Here is an 18,235-nt window from a genome sequence, read left to right as displayed (position 1 = left end):
GAGCGGGCGGGCGAGATCGAGGTATTGAAGGTGCTTCCGTCGACGACGCGCGTCGGGGTCGGGGTGGTGAACCAGAAGCACGAGCGCGTGGAGAGCGTGGACGAGATTGTGGCCCGGGGCCGCCGCGCCATCGCCTGCTTCGGCGCCGACCGCGTCCTGCTCGCGCCCGACTGCGGCTTCGCCACCTTCGCCGACAACCCGCTGGCCTCGGCTCGGGTGGCGGAGGCCAAGCTCCTGGCGATCAGCCGGGCCGCCGCGATCCTCAGGCGGGGGTGAGCACGCGGCCGGCCGGTACCGCGTTGTAGCGCGAGCCGTCCACCACCACCCGGCCGTTGACGATGACGTAAGGGATGCCGACCGGATGGCGGTGCGGATCCGGGAACGTCGCCTCGTCGCGCACCGTGGCCGGATCGAACAGCGCCAGATCGGCGGCGCGGCCGCCCTGCACCAGCCCGCGGTCCTTCAGGCCGAGCTTGGTCGCGGGCATGCCGGTCATCTTGTGCACCGCGGTCTCCCACGAGAAGAGCCGCTTCTCGCGGCAGTAGACCCCGAGCACGCGCGGGAACGTCCCGTAGCTGCGCGGGTGGGGCTTGCCGGGATGCGGGCCGGGGCCGGCGTGCAGCGACAGCGAATCGGAGCCCACCATGTTATGGGCGTAGCCCAGCGCGGTCCCCACGTTCTCCTCGCTCTGGGAGAACACCACCATCGAGACGCCGGCGCGCTCGTCCATCACCAGATCCATCATGGCCTGGGCCGGCTCCTTGCCGGTGCGCCGGGCCAGCTCCGCAATGTGCATGCCCGCGAGCTCCGGCTTCGAGCAGGTGGCGATCATGATCTCGTCCCAGCCCATGCCGCCCGAGCCGGTGCGCCAGCGCTCGCCGTCCACCAGGCAGTCGCCGATCGCGCGCTGCCGCGCCTTGGGATCGCTGAGCCGCTCGAGCAGCTTCGAGATCCCGCCGTCGTGCATCCACGCGGGGAGCAGGTTGTCCATCTTGGTGCTGCCCGCCGGGTAGGGATAGACGTCGCCGGTCACGTCCACGCCGCGGGCGCGGGCGCCGTCGATCAGGCGCAGGACGCGATCCATCTTGCCCCAGTTCTCGCGGCCCGAGGCCTTCACGTGGGCGATCTGCACGGGCACGCCGGCCTGCTCACCGATCGTGATGGCTTCCTGGGCCGCCTGCTCGAGCGTGGCCGCCTCGCCTCGGATGTGCGAGAAGTAGAGCCCGCGCCGGCTCGCCATGCTGCGGGCAAGCCCCACCAGCTCTTCCGTATTGCCGTAGACGCTGGGCGCATACACCAGCCCGGTGGAGAAGCCGAAGGCGCCCGCGTCGAGCGCTTCCGCGAGCAGCCGCTCCATGCCCCGCTGCTCCTCCGGTGTCACCGCGCGCGCCGCGGCCCCGACGGCGGCCAAGCGCAGGGCTCCGTGACCCACGAACTGCACGATGTTCACCGAGGGGCCCAGGCCGCGCAGGTGATCGAGGTACTCGCCGAAGGTGTTCCAGGTGATGGGTATCTTGCCGCCGATGCCGCCCGCCCACTCCTGCACCAGATCCGCGCGGCCCGGAGCGACCGGGGCCGGCGAGAAGCTGCACATGCCGACCACCTCGGTGGTCACGCCCTGGCGCACCTTGGACTCGGCCGACGGGCACTTGTCGTAGACCAGGTCCGAGTGCGAGTGGATGTCGATGAAGCCGGGGGCGACCATGAGACCCTTGGCGTCGATCACCCGGTCCGCCTCGCCGGCCAGCCCGGGCGCCACCGCCGCGATACGGTCGCCCTCGACCGCGACGTCGGCGGCACGCGCGGGCGCGCCGCTGCCGTCCACCACCGTGCCGTTCCGGATCAGGAGCGACCAGGCCATGGCGCTACTGGGCGGCCTCGTTGATCTTCACCGACTTCATCTTGTCGCCGACCTTGATCTTGTCCACCACCTCCATGCCCGAGGTGACCCGGCCGAAGACGGTGTACTGGCCGTCGAGGAAGTGGGCGGGGGCCAGCGTGAAGTAAAATTGGCTGCCCGCGGAATTCGGGGCCTGGGTCCGCGCCATCGCCACCACGCCGCGGACGTGCTTCTGCTTGTTGAACTCGTCCTTGATGGTGTAGCCCGGGCCCCCGGTGCCGTCGCCCTTGGGGTCGCCGCCCTGGACGACGAAGTTCGGCTCCACGCGATGGAAGGTCACCCCGTCGTAGTAACCCTTCTTGGCCAGCGTGACGAAGTTCTCCACCGTCTTGGGGGCGTCCTCCGGAAAGAATTCGATGGCGATCACGCCGCCCTTCTCCATGGTGATGGTGGCCGTCTGTTTCACCTTCGTGCCTCCTTTGGGGGCTTCCTTGGGTGCGGGTGGGGTCGGCTGCTGGGCGCCGACGGGCCCGATCGGGCCGGGGACAGGCAGCACGAGCGTGACGAACAGCGCGACGAGCGCGATGATGGCGACGCGAGCCTTCACGAATGAGCCTCCTTGCACGTGGGACGCCGGGTTGGACGCGTCATTATGCCCCACCGCCGCGCTGGTTCGCCACTCCATCCGTGGTACAGTGAAAGCCATGCCGCAGCGCCCCGACATCCGAAACGTCGCCATCATTGCGCACGTCGACCACGGGAAGACCACCCTCGTGGACGCCATGCTGTGGCAGTCGGGCATCTTCCGCGCCAATGAGCACGTGGTCGAGCGGGTCATGGACTCGATCGACCTCGAGCGCGAGAAGGGCATCACCATCATGGCGAAGAACACGTCCATCCACTACAAGGACATGAAGATCAACATCGTGGATACCCCCGGCCACGCCGACTTCGGCGGCGAGGTCGAGCGGACGCTGACGCTCGTGGACGGCGTGCTGCTGCTGGTGGACGCGGCGGAAGGCCCCCTGCCCCAGACGCGCTTCGTGCTCAAGAAGGCGCTCGAGGCGGGATTGACCCCGGTGGTCGTCATCAACAAGATCGACCGCCAGGACGCGCGCGCCGCGCTGGTGCTCGACGAGGTCTACGACCTCTTCATCGACCTCGAGGCGGCGGAGGACCAGCTCGACTTCCCCGTCCTCTACACCGACGCGCGCAAGGGCATCGCCAAGCTCAGCCTGGACGACGACTCCAAGACCCTGGCGCCGCTCTTCGAGACGTTGGTCAACACGATCCCGCCGCCGCGCTTCGACCCCGGGATGGGGCTCCAGTTCCGCGCCACCTCGCTTGACTGGGACGACTATGTGGGCCGGCTCGTGATCGGCCGGATCGTCAACGGCACGATCCGCCAGTACGACCGGGTGGCGGTGGTCCACCGCGACGGCTCGACCGAGAGCGCCAAGATCACGGTGCTCTACGGCTACGAGGGGCTCAAGCGTGTCGAGGTGGCCGAAGCCTCGGCCGGCGATCTCGTGGCCGTGGCCGGCACGGACAACGTCGAGATCGGCGAGACCCTGGCCGACGCCGAGAACCCCGTGGCCCTGCCCGTCATGCACATCGACGAGCCCACGGTCTCGATGCTCTTCTCGTCGAATGTCTCGCCCTTCTCCGGGCGTGAGGGCAGGTTCGTCACGTCCACCCAGCTGCGCGACCGGCTCTGGAAGGAGCGGCGGACCAACGTCGGCATCCGCGTCGAGGAGACCGACTCACCCGATACGTTCAGGGTGTCTGGGCGGGGCGAGCTGCAGCTCGCCATCCTGATCGAGATGATCCGGCGCGAGGACTTCGAGCTGGAAGTGAGCAAGCCCCAGATCATCACGAAGGAAGAGAAGGGCCAGACGCTCGAGCCGATGGAGCACCTCGTGGTGGACATCCCCGAGGAGTTCATCGGCGCGGTGACGCAGAAGCTCGGGCCCCGCAAGGGCCAGATGACCAAGATGGTCAACCACGGCACGGGGCGCGTGCGGCTCGAGTACCGCCTGCCCTCGCGTGGGCTCATCGGCTACCGCTCCGAGTTCCTCACGGACACCCGCGGCACGGGGCTGCTGAACCACCTCTTCGACGGCTATGCCGAGTGGCAGGGCGATATCCCGCACCGGGCGAACGGCGCGCTCGTCTCCGATCGCACGAACAGAACGACCGCCTATGCTATCGACCATCTCCAGCCGCGCGGCGTGCTTTTCGTCGGGCCGGGGGAATCGGTCTACGAGGGACAGGTCGTCGGGGAGCACAACCGCGACAGCGACCTCGACGTCAACATCACCAAGGAAAAGAAGCTGACCAACATGCGCGCGTCCACCTCGGACGAGGGCGTGCGCCTGACACCGCCCCACCTGATGAACCTCGAGCAGTCGCTCGAGTGGATCCGCGAGGACGAGCTGCTCGAGATCACGCCGAAGTCGCTCCGCCTCCGCAAGAAGTCGATGGGCAGCCGCCGCCGCTTCTAGAGTCCCCCTCCGCCGCTTAGTCGCCCAGGTCGAACCTCCTGTGGACGGCCCACAGGTCCATGTCGTCCGTCTCGCCCACCTTCTTGAGAATCGTGATGTTGTCGAACCACGCCGTGAAGCGACGCTCGCGCGGCTTGAGGAACTCCCAGACCTCTCGGAAGCGGGGCCGACACTGCTCGGCGATCGTCATGTGGGGGCGCAGGTTCTCGGCATCGAACTGGGCCCAGGACATCCATGGGAGCGTCCTCAAGGCTGAAACCAGCGCCTCGAAGACACGCTGCGCGGAGGGCGAGAGCTCGACCTCAACGAAGATGACGTCTTCGAGGAAGTGCCCGAAGCCTCCTACGATAATGGGCGTCCTGCGTTGCCTCCGAACCAAGTCGTCAAGCAGCGTTTCGATCTGCCCGATCTCCGGGGTCGTGAAGTGGTACTTGAGGGTGAAGTGCGCGGGGATCGCCTGACGCTGGGTGAAGGTCAGCCCGAAGCGTGCTGTGATGACGTCGACCAGCTCGCGCTGATAGTCCCCGATCGGCGGCGGCAACAGGCAGGGCATGATGTAGCGCATTGGGCTAGAGCCCGGGGCTGCTGAGCGCGACCGTCTCGAGCGCCAGCTGGAAGTCTTCCCGCCACTCGCCATAGCCCAGGAGCTCGCGTGCCGTCGCCCCGGGCGCGGCCGACGTCGAAGCCAGAAGCGCACGATAGAGGCGGGGCACCGGGAGGAAGAGGGCCTGCTCGGCGCTCTCGGCCGAAGCCAGCAGCAGGCAGGGCTCGCCCGCGGGCACGTCGATGACCAGCCCGCGATCGGCCGTCCACCCCACCGCCTGGCCGTCGAGCTTCGCCGCCACGCGCTCCCGGATCAGCCTGACGCGCTCGACGCGGCCAAGTCGCTCGCCGAGCGAAGGCCCGGCATAGCTCCAGCCCTCCCGCTCGGGCGGCTGCGCGGACAGGGTCTCGCGCTCCTTCGTCATCACGAAGATCCGCCCGCGGCGTTCCGGATCGAAGAAGGAGCCGAGCATCTCGGCGCGATAGTCCGGCAGCGCCTCGAGCTGGACGCGGCACAGCTCGATGCCGAAGGCGGGCATCACGGTCGAGGAAATGCGGATGGCGGGGCCGTCGGCCGGGACGACCACGAAAGCGCTGCGAAAGAGGCCGGGCTCAAGAGCTGATGTGAAGTCGGGCCCGGGGACGTACAGGAGATCGCGCCACGGCCCTCCGAGCAGGGCGGCGAGCGCGCGCTCCGCGCGAGGCAGGGGGAGGTGAAACTCTTGCGTCAGCGACCTCGGCCGGGGGGGCGCCCGCCGCCGGGCCGCCCGCCGTGGCCGCCGCCCGGTCTGCCGCCGCCGGGTCCGCCCCGGCCACCGCCAGGTCCGCCTCTTCCGCCGCCTCCCGGTCGCCCGCCGCGCGCAGCCATGCGCGCGCGCTTCTCGTCGGCGTACTTCCGGCGCTCTTCGCTCGTCGGCTTGATCTCGGGCAGGAACCAATCGTCCTCGGCCCATTCGACGGGAATCTTCTCGCCGATGAACTTCTCGATGGGCTCGATCTGGAGCGCGCCCGTCTCGTCCGCCAGACTGATGGACTTGCCCGTTGCCCCGGCTCGGGCCGTGCGGCCGATGCGGTGCACGTAGTCCTCGGGGTCCTGGGGCATGTCCCAGTTGATGACGTGGGTCACCCCTTCGATGTGAAGCCCCCGCGAGGCGACGTCCGTCGCCACGAGGATGGGCAGCTCGCCGTTCTTGAAGTCGTTCAGGATCTTCAGCCGCTTCTTCTGCTCCACGTCACCGGTCAGGGCCTTGGCCTGCCAGCCATTGCGCTCCAATCGGTCCTCGAGGCGCCGCGCCTCCTCGCGCGTGTTGGAGAACATCAGGATGCGGCTGCCGCCTTCCCGTTTGAGGAGCCCCAGGAGCAGGCTGAACTTCTCCTCGCGCCCGGCGTGATAGAGCACCTGGACGACGTTCTCGGCGGTCTTCTGGAGCGGCGTGACGGAGATCTGGGTGGGGTTGTTCATGAACTCCCAGGTCAGCTCCAGCACGCGGAAGGAGAGCGTCGCCGAGAAGAGGAAGGACTGCCGCTTCTCGGGCTTGGGCAGCTTGCGCAGGATGAAGCGCAGGTCGGCGATGAAGCCCATGTCGAACATGCGGTCGGCCTCGTCGATGACGAGGACCTCGACGCGCTGGGGCGACCAGATGTGCTGCTTGAGATAATCGATGAGACGGCCGGGCGTGCCCACCAGGATGTCGCAGGCCTCGCTGAGATCCTCGCGCTGCTTGTTGTAGTCGATGCCGCCGTACACGGCGCGGATCTTGAGCCCCGTGTGGGCGCCCAGGAGCCGGGCGTCCGCCTCGATCTGCACCACCAGCTCGCGCGTGGGCGCGATGATCAGCACGCGCGGCGCCGTCGGCCCGCTCTTGGCCGGCGCCGGATGGCGCAGGCAGCGGGTGAAGGCGGCGATCAGGAAGACCGCCGTCTTGCCGGTGCCCGTCTGAGACTGGCCCGCCACGTCCTTGCCTTTGAGCGCGAGCGGCAGCGTGCTTTCCTGGATGGGCGTCGCCGCGACGAAGCCGGCGTCGCGGATGCCGCGCATCACCGGCTCGGGCAGCTCGAGCGAGTTGAAGTCGAGCGGGCTCATGGCGCCGCCGTCGTCTCCGCAGGCGGCTCAGGCGCCGGCGTCTTGCGCTTCTTCCTCACGGCCAGTCGCGCGCAGATGATGCCGATCTCGTAGAGGATGCACAGGGGGCCTGCCATCAGCGTCTGGTTGATCATGTCGGGAGTAGGCGTCAAGACCGCTGCAACAATGAAATTGATCAAAATGGCGTACTTGCGGTTCTTCGAGAGGAACTGCGGCGTCACCACGCCGATCAGCGCCAGGATGGTGATCACCACCGGCAGCTCGAACACGATGCCGAAGGCCAGGGCGAACTTGATGACGAAATCGGTGTACGAGGACACCGTGATCATCGGCTTCCAGCCCTTCTCCTGCCCGAACGTCACCAGGAAGGTCGAGGCGTAGGGGATGATGATGAGCATCGCGAAGGCGCCGCCGATCAGGAACAGCAGCGAGCCCACGATGATGAACGGCGCCGCGTACTTCTTCTCGTGCTCGTGGAGCCCGGGAGACACGAACTTCCAGACCTGGTAGAGAAGGGCGGGCATGGAGATGAAGATGGCCAGCACCATGGCGACCTTCATCCAGGTCCAGAAGGCCTCGGTGGGCGAGGTGAAGACGAGCTCGGTCTTCAGGCCCAACAGCGGCCGCGAGATGAAGCGCATGACCGGGTCCGTGATGAAAAACGCGATGACGAGACCCACGCCCGCGGCGATCAGGCACCACATGATCCGCGTGCGGAGCTCGCCCAGGTGGTCCATGAACGACATCTGGCCGAGCCTGCGCTGCTGCTGGGGATCGGGCCCCGTCTGCTCGTCGGCCATCACCACTCCGTGAGGAAGTGCCGGAGCGCGCCCACGCCGCGGCCGAGGGCGAAGCCCTCGCGGATGGCGCGCGTCACGTAGGCCTTGGCGTCGCGCACGGCCTCGCCGAGCGGCCGCCCCTGAGCCAAGCCCGCCACGATGGCGGCCGAGAAGGTGCAGCCGGTGCCGTGCGTGTTGTCGGACTCAATGCGCGGGGCCTGGAAGGCCGTGAAGTCGCGGCCGTTGTAGAGGAGGTCCACCGCGTCGCCCTTGAGGTGGCCGCCCTTGACCAGCACGTGGCGCGGCCCCAGCTTGTGGATGCGGCGCGCGGCCTCCTCCATGTCGGCCCGGCTCGACACCGGCATGCCGGCCAACACTTCAGCCTCCGGCAGGTTAGGCGTCACCACGAGGGCCAGGGGCAGGAGGCGGATCGTCACTTTGCCTACGGCATCGGGCTCGAGCAGCGCGTCGCCGGACTTGGCGGTCATGACCGGGTCGACCACGAGCCGCTCCACCGGATGCGCGCGCAACCCGGCCGCCACCGCCTCGACGATGGCGGCGGTGCCGAGCATGCCGCACTTGGCGGCGTCGGCGCCGAAGTCGTCCAGGACGGATGAGAGTTGGTGAGCGACAAACGCAGGCGGCAGATACTCGACGGCCTGGACCCCCACGGAATTCTGCGCCGTCACCGCGGTGATGACGGACATGCCGAAGACCCGGTAGGCCGAGAAGGTCTTGAGATCCGCCTGGATGCCCGCGCCGCCGCCAGAATCCGAGCCGGCAATGGTCAGGGCTTTGGGGATGGACATGAGCCCTTAGTATACGGGATGACGAGCGTGAATTCTCCCCTGACCGTGCCCGCGGCGAAGCGCTCCCGAAGCGCCTCCGGCGTGCCGCGGATGATCTCCTCGAACTGCTTGGTCAGCTCGCGGGCCGCGACGATCTCGGCCTGGCCGAATACCTGGCCTATCGCCTCGAGCGCGGCGAGGATGCGGTGGGGCGACTCGTAGCAGACCAGCGTCATCTCGAGCCCGCGAAGCGCCTCGAGCCTGTGGATCCGCTTCCCCGGCTTGACGGGCAGGAAGCCGTCGAAGACGAAGCTGTCGGCGGGGATACCGGCGGCCGACAGCGCCGTCACCACGGCCGAGGGGCCGGGCACCGGGACCACGGGGATGCCGGCCTCGCGCGCTTCCCTGACGAGGAGGAAGCCTGGATCCGAGATGCCCGGCGTCCCCGCATCAGTGACCAGCGCCACGGATTTTCCCTCGCGGAGCGTCTTGAGTATGGCCGGGCCCTTGGCGAGCTTGTTGTGCTCGAAGTAGCTCGTGACGGGCACGTGGATGCCGAAGTGGGTCAGCAGCGTCCGCGTGCGGCGCGTGTCCTCGCAGGCGACGAGGCCGACCTCTTTCAGCACGCGGAGGGCCCGGAGCGTGATGTCCTCGAGGTTGCCAATGGGCGTGGCGACCACGTAGAGCGTGCCGGGGGTCATGACGTGGGCTCGACAAGCGGCGCTGGACGACGGGCTCTCATTCGAGGATCATTCTGACATGGAATTCACGGTTCGCACCCTCAGCGAGGAGCCGGGGCTCAGGGAGCACTTCCCCGAGTTCCACCGCCAGGCCTGGCCGCGCTTCGTCCACGAGGGCAACGGCGCGGGCCCCCTCTGGCCCCGGATCTTCACCGACTTCGCCGACTTCCAGTTTGGGCTCTGGGATGAGGCCGGCGCGCTCGTGGCAATTGGGAACTCCATCCCCTTGATCTGCGACGGCTCGATGGCTGACCTCCCGCCGGACATCCCGGAGATCCTGGAGCGGGGCGTGGCGGTGAAGCGGGACGGCCGCCGGCCGACGGCGCTCTCGGCACTGGCGGCCATCGTGGATCCCGCGCACCGCGACCGTGGGGTGAGCCGGCCGGTGATCGAGGCCATGGGCGAGATCGCCCGGCGCCACGGCTTGAAGACCCTCGTGGCGCCGTTGCGCCCGTCGCTCAAGCAGCTCTACCCACTCACTCCCATGGAGCGCTACGTCACATGGACGCGCGCCGACGGCGCCGTCTTCGACCCGTGGCTCCGCGTGCATCAGCGGATGGGCGCTGAGATCGTGCGGGTCGCTCCGAAAGCGATGGTCATCACCGACACGGTCGCCCGATGGGAGGAGTGGGCGGGACTGCGCTTCCCCGAGAGCGGGTCGTACGTCGTCGCGGGCGCGTTCCAGCCGGTGAAGATCGACGTCAGGCGCGATGTCGGACGCTACGAGGAAGCCAACGTGTGGATGAAGCACGCCTTCCGGGGGTGAAGCTCAGGGCGGTGAAGCGTCAGGCGGACTGCTCTTTCGGCTCCGAGATGAGGATCGGCCGCTCGCGGCTCACGATCGCCTCGCGCGTGATGATGCACTCCTTGAGCCCCGGGAGGGACGGCAGCTCGTACATCACCTCGAGCATGACCTCCTCCAGCACGGATCTGAGCCCGCGCGCGCCTGTCCCACGCTTCATGGCCTCGCGGGCCACGGCGGCGACGGCGTCGTCGGTGAACTTGAGCCGCACCTTCTCGAGGTCGAAGTACTTCTGGTACTGCTTGATGATGGCGTTCTTGGGCTCCTTCAGGATCCGCACGAGCGCCGCTTCGTCCAGGTCGTGGAGCGTCGCGACGACCGGCAGCCGCCCGACGAACTCGGGGATGAGGCCGTACTTGAGCATGTCCTCCGGCTGCACCATCGCCAGGAGATCGCCCACCCGCCGGTCCTCCCGGCTCTTGATCTCGGCGCCGAAGCCCATGCCGGTCTTGCCCACGCGGTTCTCCACCATCTTGTCGAGCCCGACGAATGCGCCACCGCAGATGAAGAGCACGTTGGCCGTGTCGACCTGGATGAACTCCTGGTGCGGGTGCTTCCGCCCGCCCTGGGGCGGCACGTTGGCGACCGTGCCCTCGAGGATCTTCAGGAGCGCCTGCTGGACACCCTCGCCCGAGACGTCGCGGGTGATGGACGGGTTCTCGCTCTTGCGTGCGATCTTGTCGATCTCGTCGATGTACACGATGCCCCGCTGGGCCCGCTCGACGTCGTAGTCCGCCGCCTGCAGCAGTCGCAGGATGATGTTCTCCACATCCTCGCCGACGTAGCCCGCCTCGGTCAGCGTGGTCGCGTCGGCGATGGTGAAGGGCACGTGGAGCATCTTGGCGAGGGTTTGCGCGAGCAGCGTCTTGCCGGAGCCGGTCGGGCCGATCAGCAAGATGTTCGCCTTCTGGAGCTCGACGTCGCCGGCTTCGCCGCCCGCCTCGACGCGCTTGTAGTGGTTGTGGACGGCGACGGCGAGGACCTTCTTCGCCCGCTCCTGCCCGACCACGTACTGGTCGAGCACGGTCTTGATCTCGGCGGGCTTGGGGAGGCTGCGGAGCTCCTTACTCTTCTCCTCCTCCCACTCCTCCGCGATGATGTCGTTGCAGAGCTCGATGCACTCGTCGCAGATGTAGACCGTGGGCCCCGCGATGAGCTTGCGCACGTCGTTCTGGCTCTTGCCGCAGAACGAGCACTTCAGCGTCCCTCCGCCCTCGCGCGCCCGAGCCGCCATTCCCCGAGCCGCCTATCTCCCCGCCATCGCCGGCGCGTCGGCCACCGGCCTCGGAGTCGGCTTGGAGGAGATGACCTCGTCCACGATCCTGTACTCCTTGGCCTGCTCCGCGGTCATGAAGAAGTCGCGGTCCGTATCCCGCTGGATCTTCTCCATGGTCTGGTCCGTGTGGTGGAGCAGGATGCGGTTCAACTCCTCCCGCATCCGGAGGATCTCCCTGGCCTGGATGTCGATATCCGTCGCCTGCCCCTGGACTCCCCCGAGCGGCTGGTGGATCATGATCCGCGCGTGCGGCAGGGCGAAGCGCTTGTTCTTGGCGCCGGCCGCCAGCAGGAGCGCCCCCATCGAGGCCGCCTGCCCCATGCAGATCGTGCTCACGTCGGGCTTGATGTACTGCATCGTGTCGTAGATCGCCATGCCCGCCGTCACCGAGCCACCCGGCGAATTGATGTACAGCGCGATGTCCTTGTCCGGGTCCTCGGCCTCGAGGAAGAGCATCTGCGCGATCACGAGGTTCGCGATCTCGTCCTCGATATAGGTCGGCAGGAAGATGATCCGCTCCTTGAGCAGACGCGAGAAGATGTCGAACGCCCGCTCGCCGCGGGGCGTCTGCTCCACCACCATCGGAACCAACGCCATGGGACGCCTCCTGGTTGCCATGCGCCCAGTGTACCCTAGACCGTCACGGTTGACTTCGAGATGAGAAACTCCAGCGTCCGGGTCTCGCGGAGCGAGTGTCGCAGCCCGTCCAGGTCGCCGCTATCCTGCATGATCCGCCTCACGGCCGGGACAGGCCGGTTGTTGGCGACCGCGATCTTCTCAACCTCGGCGTCGACGTCGGCGTCCGTCGGGATGAGCCCCTCCTTCTCGGCGATGGCCTCGAGCACGAGCGACCGGCGCACGGCTTTTTCGGCTCCCGGCTTGAGCTCTTCCAGCAGCTTGCCGTAGTCCCAGGGCAGCTTGTCGGGGTCCATGCCCTGGCGCCTGACACGCTCGCGCGTGTGCTCGATCAGATGGCCCACCTGACGCAGCACGAGTGCTTCTGGGACCTCGACAGGGTGCCCCGCCAGCACGGCCTCGGTGACGGCGTCCTCGAGCACCTGCCGGTTCTCCGCGGACCGCCGTGCCTCAAGACCCTTCCGCACCCCCTCCTTGAGGGCGTCCAGCGTGTCGAACTGACCCACGGTTTTGGCCAGCTCGTCGTCGAGGGCCGGGAGCACCTTCTCCTTGACCTCGGTGACCTTGACCTTTGCCTCGCCCGCCTTGCCGCGAAGCGCCTCGTTCCGGTGGTCGTCGGGGAAGCGGACGTGGGTAGTCCGCTCACCTCCCGCTGTGAGCCCGATCACGGCCTCCTCGACCTCGGGCATGACCGCGCCCGAGCCGATGAGAAAGCCGTAGCCCGTCTCCGTCCGCGCGTCCATGCCCTCGGGCGTCAGCGTGTAATCCATGATCACGTGGTCGTGGAGATCGGCCGGACGCTCCACGGTGCGGAACTCGGCGTGCTGCTCCCGCAGGTGCTCGAGCGCCTCGTCCACTTCGCGCTCCTCGAAAGGCTTGGGCGCGTGCTTGACGGTCAGCCCCGCGTACTGGCCGAGCGCGATGGCGGGCTTGATCTCCACCATCGCCTCGAACTTGAGCGGCGCGCCCTCCTCGAGCGTCACTTCCTTGAGGTCGGGCTCTTCTACGGGGCGGAGCTTGGTCTCCTGGAGCGCCTGGCGATAGACGTCGGGGATCAGGTGGCGGGCGACCTCCTGGCGGACGTCATCGGCGAAGTGCAGCTTGATCATGCCCGCCGGCACCTTGCCCTTGCGGAAGCCGGGCAGCCGGGCCTCCTTCTGGACACGCTTGAAGGCCTTCTCCCAGGCGTCCTGGACGACTTCCGGTCCCTCTTCCACCTGCAGGCGGCGCTTGCACGCGCCGATCTCTTCGACGGCGACTTTCATTCAGGCTCCTGATGAAAAAGGCTGGTGCGAGAGGGGGGAGTCGAACCCCCACGGGTATGACCCTCTGGATCCTAAGTCCAGCGCGTCTGCCAGTTCCGCCACTCTCGCGATGTGAGGGTGAGGATACCACAAGGGCCAAGAGGGACCGAACCGCCTTTCCCCCTGTCAGAACGGGGGGTTGTCAGCCGGAACACAAGCCGGGGCCCTAGTGAGAGGCCCGACTGCTCAGCGCTGTCTTGGGAACGGGGGTCCAGGCGATCAACGCGTCGAGCCAGCCGAGATCCCGCGCGGCGAAGGGCGGCGCGTGGAGATCGCGGGCCGCAAGCCAGCGCTGGACGTAGAGCGCGCCCACGAGAAGCTTGTGGAAGTCTTGCGAGCGCTCGCGAAGCGTCTGGCCCTCGTGGAGGAGCAGGCTCGCCGCCAGCAGGTGGTAGAGAAGGTCGGCCACGGGCTTGGCCTCGAGCTCCTGTTCTTCGGGAGACAGCGCGGCCCACACGTCGATGCGCCGCTTGAGCGCCTCGACCGCCTGGACCACCGCGTCCACCCAGGGCTTGGCCGCCGGCTCCGTCACGTGCTGGAGCTGCCTGCCGATATACGCGAAGAGGGCCTCGTGGCACTGCTCGCGCATGATGGCGCGCTGGACGTCGAGCGCCACCACCGGCGTCGCACCCTCCCAGATGGCGCCCAGGTAGCTGTCGCGCACGAGCCGCGCGTTCACCCACTCCTCGATGTAGCCGTTGCCGCCGCGCACGTTCATGGCCTCGCTCGCAACCGCGCGCGCCCGCGCCGTGGTCCAGCACTTGGCGATCGGCGTCCAGATGCGGAAGAGCTTGCGGTCCTCGGCGGAGCCGCCGTCCCAGCGGTCGAACACCGCCGCGGCGTTGAAGACGACCGAGGCCGCGGCCTCGACGTCGAGCAGCATCTCCATCAGGTTGGCGCGGAGCAGAGGCAGCGCGATGAGCGGCCCGCCGAAGGCCGCGCGGCCTTGCGCATGGACAACCGATTCCAGGAACGCCCGCCTCATGATCCCCGCGGCGCGCATCGCGTTGGAGAGCCGGGAAAGGTTGACCATCTCCATCATCTGCTTGAAGCCGCGGCCGACGTCACCGACGACATACGCCACAGCGCCGTGGTACGTCACCTCGCCCGAGGCCATCGAGCGAGAACCGAACTTGTCCTTGAGCCGATTGATGACCCAGCCGTTCTTGGTGCCGTCGGGCAGGTACTTGGGGACGAGGAACATGCCGAGCCCCCGCGTGCCTTTGGGCGCGCCCTCGGGCCGGGCCAGCGTCAGCGCGACATCCGCGTTGGCATTGGAGCAGAACCACTTGTCGCCCCAGAGCCGCCAGAGCCCGTCGGCGCCTTTGCGCGCGAGCGTGGTCGCGGCGCCGACGTCGGAGCCGCCCGTCTTCTCGGTCATCCACTGCGTCCCCTGGAGGAGCTGGGGAAAGTCGGTCGTGGTCAGGCGCGGGATCCAGGCCGCCTTGAGCTCGTCGCTCGCGTAGTGCTTCAGCATCCGCGCGGTCGAGTCCGTCATGTTGACGGGGCAGAGCAGGCCGAACTCGGACTGGGCGAAGAGGTAGGAGAGCGCGTACTTGACCGTTTGCGGCACGCGACCGGGCCAGCCGAGCACGCCGTCCCGGTGCGACAGCGCCGCGAGACCGAAGCGCCCAAAGGCGATCGCCTCCATGCGGCGGTAGGACGGGTGAAAGACGACCTCGTCCACGCGCCGGCCGGCCTGATCGAAGGCGCGGAGGACCGGAGGGTTCTTGTCCGCCTGGGCCGCGAGGTCATCGAGCTCCCCGCCGGCGACCTTGCCCATCTCGACGAGGTGCGGCCGCGCGCGCTCGAAGGTCGCGGCGCCCATCACTGATTCGCAGAGGAACTGGAGGTTCCGGTCCTCGAGGAAGAAATTCATCCCCCGCGTCGTCGGCATCCCGTCCTGCGCCGGCTGCGGATTCTTGCTCGTGAGGCTCATCGTAGTTCTCCCGTCATGATCCCGCTTATCTCAACCCGGGGCGATGCTGTCAACTTGGCCCGCGCGCGTCACTGCGCACCAGTTGCCGAGAACACCGTCTTCGCGGCGGGGCTCGTGACGAACCCGATGAACGCCGCCCCGCCGTCCGGATCGCCGGCTACGGTCACCACGCCCGCGACGTAGCTCGTGTAGTTCTGGAGCTCGCCGGGCAACGGCCCGACGAACGTGAGCCCCATGGGCTCGTACTCCCTGATCTCGGTGATCGCGCCGATGCCGACCTCGCGGCCGGTGCCCCGGAGCACGTGCTCGAGGACGGAGACGCCGTCGGCGTAGCGCACCGCCTTGGCCTTGACCTGCTCGGCGACGCCCAGGCGGTCGAGCAACCGCTCGAAGTATGTCCCGGTGGAGGCCCGGTTGTAGACCAGCGACTCGGCCGACAGGAGCGTCTGCTTCAGGCGCTCAGGGGACGAGATGTCGGGAAGCGGCGCGCCCTTGCGCACCAGGACGCCCACGCCGACACGCGCGACGAGCGCCCGTCCCTCCGCCTTGACCTTGCCCGCCCGGACCAGCGCGTCCATCACCGCCGGCGGCGCGATCAGCACGTCGGGAGCCTCGCCCGCCTCGACCCTCTGTCTCAGCGCCGCCGGCACCCCTGCCGTGAGTCGCACCACGTTCCCTGTCTCCCGCGTGAACGCGCCGGACAGCGCAACGAGGCCCGACTCGACGGCGCCCGCGCAGAAGACGCGGACCTCGGCGGCCGACACCGGGGCCGTCGACAGACAGCCGGCCAGCACGAGCGCGACTACTCTCATCGCCATCTCCCTTGTCCCTGATCAAGCGGCCGCGACGGATCTTCCCGCAAACCTTAGCACGAAGGCGCCACTCGTTCGGGCGCCTGTAGGCGAAGTCACGAACCGGGTTTGCCTTCGCGGCCGCGTCCGACTAGGATAGCCGGCACCCGCCACGGCGCGGGCCAAGGGGGTCAAGGAGAGCGAAGGGTACCTGGAGGACTTCCGCGAGATCTGGCGCATTCTGGGCGAAGAGTTCGTGTGAGGAGAGCGACATGACCGACGAGGAAGCGCGGATCCGGAGTTACCTGGAGGCGCAAGGCGCGAAGCTCTCGCCGGCCGCCATCATCGAGAAAGTCCGCGCGGCGATGGCGGACCTCCGGACGGCGGCGGAGGCCGTTCCGGCCGCCCGCTTCACCGAGCGCCCGGCCGAAGACGAGTGGAGCGCGAACGAGGTGATGGCGCACGTCGTCGCCGCGGGCGTCTACTTCGGCGCCGGCATCACGCGCGCCCTCGACCAGGCGCCACCGCCGAGGCGAATGAAAGACCAGGGCGCCGTCGGCGCGCCCGCGCGCCCGGCGGCCGAGTGGTCGGCCCTCCTAACGCGAGATCGCGAGGCCTTGTTCGAGCGCGTGCTGCGCGCCGATCCCCTCGCCAGCCTCGAGCGCCCAATCGAGCACGGGATGTTCGGCCCGCTCAACTGGCGCGAGACCCTGCTCTTCATGCGCCTGCACGACCTGGACCACGCCGGCCAGCTTCAGAAGATCGCCGCCGCAATGACGGCGTCCCGCAGCGCCTGATGCGCGTTGCCATCTCTCTCAAGCTCGCCAACGACGATTGGCAGGCGGCGAGCGCCTACGTGGTGGAGGCGGAGCGCCTCGGCGTCGACTGCCTGTGGTCGGCCGAGGCGTGGGGACACGACGCGGCGACCCCGCTCGCCTTTATGGCGGCGCGCACCTCTCGCATCCGCCTCGGCACCGGGATCATGCAGGCGGGCACCCGCACGCCCGCGCTCGTCGCGATGACGGCCATGAGCCTGGCCGCGATGTCGGGCGGACGCTTTCTCCTCGGGCTCGGCGTGAGCGGGCCGCAGGTCATCGAAGGGTGGCACGGCATCCGCTTCGAGCGGCCCGTGCAGCGCCTGCGCGAGACCGTCGAGATCGTGCGGCGCGCGGCGCGGGGCGAGCGCCTCGCCTACAAGGGCAAGATCTACGAGCTGCCGCTGCCCGGAGGCGAGGGCAAGGCGCTCAGGTCGGCGGCGCGGCCCCAGCCGGAGATCCCCATCTACCTGGCCACGCTGTCGCCGAGGAGCCTCGAGATGACGGGAGAGATCGCCGACGGCTGGCTCGGCACCTCCTTCATGCCCGAGCACGCGCGGGTGTTCTTCGACCACCTGGAGGCGGGCGCCCTCCGCGCGGGCCGCTCGCTCGCCCAGCTCGACCTCCAGGCGGGCGGCGTGGTCGCCTTCTCCGATGACGCCGAGCGGCTCATCCCGGCGCGCAAGCCCGGCCTCGCCTTCACGCTCGGAGCCATGGGCTCGCGCCAGCACAACTTCTACAACGACGCATTCAAGCGGGCGGGCTACGAGGACGTGGCGGTCGAGGTCCAGCGCCTCTGGCTGGACGACCGCAGGGAAGAGGCGGCCTCGCGCGTGCCCGACGAGCTGGTGCTCAAGACCAACCTCCTCGGGACGGAGGCGATGGTGCGCAAGCGCCTCGAGGCGTATCGCTATGCCGGGATCACCACGCTGCGCGTCGAGCCCGCGGGTGACACGCTCGACGCGCGGCTCGCCACGCTCGGGCGCCTGCTCGAGCTTGTCCGCGCCCTCTAAACCCGGATCCCCTGTCATCGGTTCCGCGCCAATGAAGTGCGCTTGCTCTTGGGGGTCGTGGCCTACCATCTTGACAATCTGCTGCGCCGGCTTGTCCTGCCTCTCGCCTTTCAGAGCTGGTCCCTGACGAGCCTCCAGCAACGGCGATTCGCGACCGGCGGGCGCCTCATCCTGCATGCGCGGTACGTTATCCTCCAGCTGCCCGAACGCCACTTGACGCAGCGCCTGTTTGGGCAGATTCTCGGGCGGATCAAGCGACTCACGTGGCATCCGACCTGATCGAGAGCACAGGACACAGAGGGCGTAAGACGGGGAGCGGATCGATCCCGGCGGGGGTGTCTCGGCGGGGGCAAAGGGGGCGCGCCCCGGAGCACGCGGGGTC

The 18,235-nt window shown here is 68.5% G+C and carries 18 protein-coding genes and 1 tRNA gene; 5 read left to right on the top strand and 14 right to left on the bottom strand.

What is annotated here, in order from left to right:
- The coding region (locus tag VGV06_06875) for a 5-methyltetrahydropteroyltriglutamate--homocysteine methyltransferase (protein HEV2054877.1) at window positions 1–276 on the top strand (276 nt) is incomplete at its 5' end.
- Here VGV06_06875 and VGV06_06870 read toward each other — a convergent pair.
- Together VGV06_06870 and VGV06_06865 are read right to left on the bottom strand one after the other, a co-directional pair.
- Complete coding sequence (locus VGV06_06870) at window positions 263–1,861, bottom strand: D-aminoacylase (GenBank protein ID HEV2054876.1); 1,599 nt, start codon at window positions 1,859–1,861, stop codon at window positions 263–265. The two genes, VGV06_06875 and VGV06_06870, sit on opposite strands and share 14 nt — an antisense overlap.
- Window positions 1,862–1,865: 4 nt before the next feature.
- Window positions 1,866–2,447 (bottom strand): peptidylprolyl isomerase, encoded by a 582-nt coding sequence (locus tag VGV06_06865; GenBank protein ID HEV2054875.1) that lies wholly within the window; start codon window positions 2,445–2,447, stop codon window positions 1,866–1,868.
- 97 nt (window positions 2,448–2,544) lie between these two features.
- Here VGV06_06865 and typA point away from each other — a divergent pair, with 97 nt between their 5' ends.
- Entirely contained in the window at window positions 2,545–4,344 is a 1,800-nt protein-coding gene (gene typA / locus VGV06_06860) for a translational GTPase TypA (GenBank protein ID HEV2054874.1), read from the top strand.
- 16 nt (window positions 4,345–4,360) lie between these two features.
- On the opposite strand, the gene VGV06_06855 is transcribed toward typA, so the two are convergent.
- The 6 genes from VGV06_06855 to rsmI form a co-directional block, all read right to left on the bottom strand.
- Window positions 4,361–4,909, bottom strand: a complete 549-nt coding sequence (locus VGV06_06855) for a 2'-5' RNA ligase family protein (GenBank protein HEV2054873.1) — start codon at window positions 4,907–4,909, stop codon at window positions 4,361–4,363.
- A gap of 4 nt (window positions 4,910–4,913) precedes the next feature.
- Window positions 4,914–5,474, bottom strand: coding sequence for a hypothetical protein (locus tag VGV06_06850; GenBank protein HEV2054872.1), 561 nt, complete (start codon window positions 5,472–5,474; stop codon window positions 4,914–4,916).
- A gap of 140 nt (window positions 5,475–5,614) precedes the next feature.
- The gene (locus VGV06_06845) at window positions 5,615–6,970 is read right to left on the bottom strand and encodes a DEAD/DEAH box helicase (GenBank protein ID HEV2054871.1); all 1,356 of its coding nucleotides are present in this window, start codon (window positions 6,968–6,970) and stop codon (window positions 5,615–5,617) included.
- A complete protein-coding gene (tatC, locus tag VGV06_06840) occupies window positions 6,967–7,770 on the bottom strand; it encodes a twin-arginine translocase subunit TatC (GenBank protein HEV2054870.1) in 804 nt (267 codons plus the stop codon). The genes VGV06_06845 and tatC overlap by 4 nt, the downstream gene beginning before the upstream one ends.
- Window positions 7,770–8,558: a bifunctional hydroxymethylpyrimidine kinase/phosphomethylpyrimidine kinase gene (thiD, locus tag VGV06_06835; GenBank protein ID HEV2054869.1), complete on the bottom strand. Its 789-nt coding sequence runs from the start codon at window positions 8,556–8,558 to the stop codon at window positions 7,770–7,772. Before thiD ends, tatC begins: the two co-directional genes overlap by 1 nt.
- Complete coding sequence (gene rsmI / locus VGV06_06830; GenBank protein HEV2054868.1) at window positions 8,537–9,238, bottom strand: 16S rRNA (cytidine(1402)-2'-O)-methyltransferase; 702 nt, start codon at window positions 9,236–9,238, stop codon at window positions 8,537–8,539. Before rsmI ends, thiD begins: the two co-directional genes overlap by 22 nt.
- Window positions 9,239–9,296: 58 nt before the next feature.
- Between rsmI and VGV06_06825 the strand changes: the two genes are divergently transcribed.
- Window positions 9,297–10,043, top strand: coding sequence for a GNAT family N-acetyltransferase (locus tag VGV06_06825; protein HEV2054867.1), 747 nt, complete (start codon window positions 9,297–9,299; stop codon window positions 10,041–10,043).
- Between the two features lie 19 nt (window positions 10,044–10,062).
- On the opposite strand, the gene clpX is transcribed toward VGV06_06825, so the two are convergent.
- From clpX to VGV06_06795, 6 genes are all read right to left on the bottom strand, one after another.
- Window positions 10,063–11,313 (bottom strand): ATP-dependent Clp protease ATP-binding subunit ClpX, encoded by a 1,251-nt coding sequence (gene clpX / locus VGV06_06820; protein HEV2054866.1) that lies wholly within the window; start codon window positions 11,311–11,313, stop codon window positions 10,063–10,065.
- A gap of 12 nt (window positions 11,314–11,325) precedes the next feature.
- Entirely contained in the window at window positions 11,326–11,952 is a 627-nt protein-coding gene (gene clpP / locus VGV06_06815) for an ATP-dependent Clp endopeptidase proteolytic subunit ClpP (GenBank protein ID HEV2054865.1), read from the bottom strand.
- Window positions 11,953–11,987: 35 nt separating this feature from the next.
- The gene (tig, locus tag VGV06_06810; GenBank protein HEV2054864.1) at window positions 11,988–13,256 is read right to left on the bottom strand and encodes a trigger factor; all 1,269 of its coding nucleotides are present in this window, start codon (window positions 13,254–13,256) and stop codon (window positions 11,988–11,990) included.
- A 22-nt stretch (window positions 13,257–13,278) separates the two neighbouring features.
- Window positions 13,279–13,364: transfer RNA gene (locus VGV06_06805), tRNA-Leu, on the bottom strand.
- A gap of 97 nt (window positions 13,365–13,461) precedes the next feature.
- Window positions 13,462–15,234 (bottom strand): acyl-CoA dehydrogenase family protein, encoded by a 1,773-nt coding sequence (locus tag VGV06_06800; GenBank protein ID HEV2054863.1) that lies wholly within the window; start codon window positions 15,232–15,234, stop codon window positions 13,462–13,464.
- 68 nt (window positions 15,235–15,302) lie between these two features.
- Window positions 15,303–16,046 carry a substrate-binding domain-containing protein gene (locus VGV06_06795; GenBank protein HEV2054862.1) on the bottom strand — a complete coding sequence of 248 codons (744 nt, stop codon included), beginning with the start codon at window positions 16,044–16,046 and terminating at the stop codon, window positions 15,303–15,305.
- A gap of 251 nt (window positions 16,047–16,297) precedes the next feature.
- Here VGV06_06795 and VGV06_06790 point away from each other — a divergent pair, with 251 nt between their 5' ends.
- Both VGV06_06790 and VGV06_06785 read left to right on the top strand, forming a co-directional pair.
- The gene (locus VGV06_06790; GenBank protein ID HEV2054861.1) at window positions 16,298–16,822 is read left to right on the top strand and encodes a DinB family protein; all 525 of its coding nucleotides are present in this window, start codon (window positions 16,298–16,300) and stop codon (window positions 16,820–16,822) included.
- Window positions 16,822–17,853, top strand: coding sequence for an LLM class F420-dependent oxidoreductase (locus tag VGV06_06785; protein ID HEV2054860.1), 1,032 nt, complete (start codon window positions 16,822–16,824; stop codon window positions 17,851–17,853). Before VGV06_06790 ends, VGV06_06785 begins: the two co-directional genes overlap by 1 nt.
- Window positions 17,854–18,235 lie beyond the last annotated feature (382 nt).

The sequence above is a fragment of the Candidatus Methylomirabilota bacterium genome (genome assembly GCA_035936835.1).
Taxonomy (GTDB): domain Bacteria; phylum Methylomirabilota; class Methylomirabilia; order Rokubacteriales; family CSP1-6; genus AR37.
Note: the sequence above shows the minus strand (reverse complement) of the source record. Positions and strands in the feature narration are given on the sequence as shown.

Coding starts and splice junctions, on each gene's coding strand:
- VGV06_06825 (HEV2054867.1), top strand. CDS start 9,297: ATGGAATTCACGGTTCGCACCCTCAGCGAGGAGCCGGGGCTCAGGGAG.
- VGV06_06855 (HEV2054873.1), bottom strand. CDS start 4,909: ATGCGCTACATCATGCCCTGCCTGTTGCCGCCGCCGATCGGGGACTAT.
- VGV06_06785 (HEV2054860.1), top strand. CDS start 16,822: ATGCGCGTTGCCATCTCTCTCAAGCTCGCCAACGACGATTGGCAGGCG.
- tig (HEV2054864.1), bottom strand. CDS start 13,256: ATGAAAGTCGCCGTCGAAGAGATCGGCGCGTGCAAGCGCCGCCTGCAG.
- VGV06_06845 (HEV2054871.1), bottom strand. CDS start 6,970: ATGAGCCCGCTCGACTTCAACTCGCTCGAGCTGCCCGAGCCGGTGATG.
- VGV06_06800 (HEV2054863.1), bottom strand. CDS start 15,234: ATGAGCCTCACGAGCAAGAATCCGCAGCCGGCGCAGGACGGGATGCCG.
- VGV06_06795 (HEV2054862.1), bottom strand. CDS start 16,046: ATGAGAGTAGTCGCGCTCGTGCTGGCCGGCTGTCTGTCGACGGCCCCG.
- rsmI (HEV2054868.1), bottom strand. CDS start 9,238: ATGACCCCCGGCACGCTCTACGTGGTCGCCACGCCCATTGGCAACCTC.
- typA (HEV2054874.1), top strand. CDS start 2,545: ATGCCGCAGCGCCCCGACATCCGAAACGTCGCCATCATTGCGCACGTC.
- clpP (HEV2054865.1), bottom strand. CDS start 11,952: ATGGCGTTGGTTCCGATGGTGGTGGAGCAGACGCCCCGCGGCGAGCGG.
- clpX (HEV2054866.1), bottom strand. CDS start 11,313: ATGGCGGCTCGGGCGCGCGAGGGCGGAGGGACGCTGAAGTGCTCGTTC.
- VGV06_06790 (HEV2054861.1), top strand. CDS start 16,298: ATGACCGACGAGGAAGCGCGGATCCGGAGTTACCTGGAGGCGCAAGGC.
- tatC (HEV2054870.1), bottom strand. CDS start 7,770: ATGGCCGACGAGCAGACGGGGCCCGATCCCCAGCAGCAGCGCAGGCTC.
- thiD (HEV2054869.1), bottom strand. CDS start 8,558: ATGTCCATCCCCAAAGCCCTGACCATTGCCGGCTCGGATTCTGGCGGC.
- VGV06_06870 (HEV2054876.1), bottom strand. CDS start 1,861: ATGGCCTGGTCGCTCCTGATCCGGAACGGCACGGTGGTGGACGGCAGC.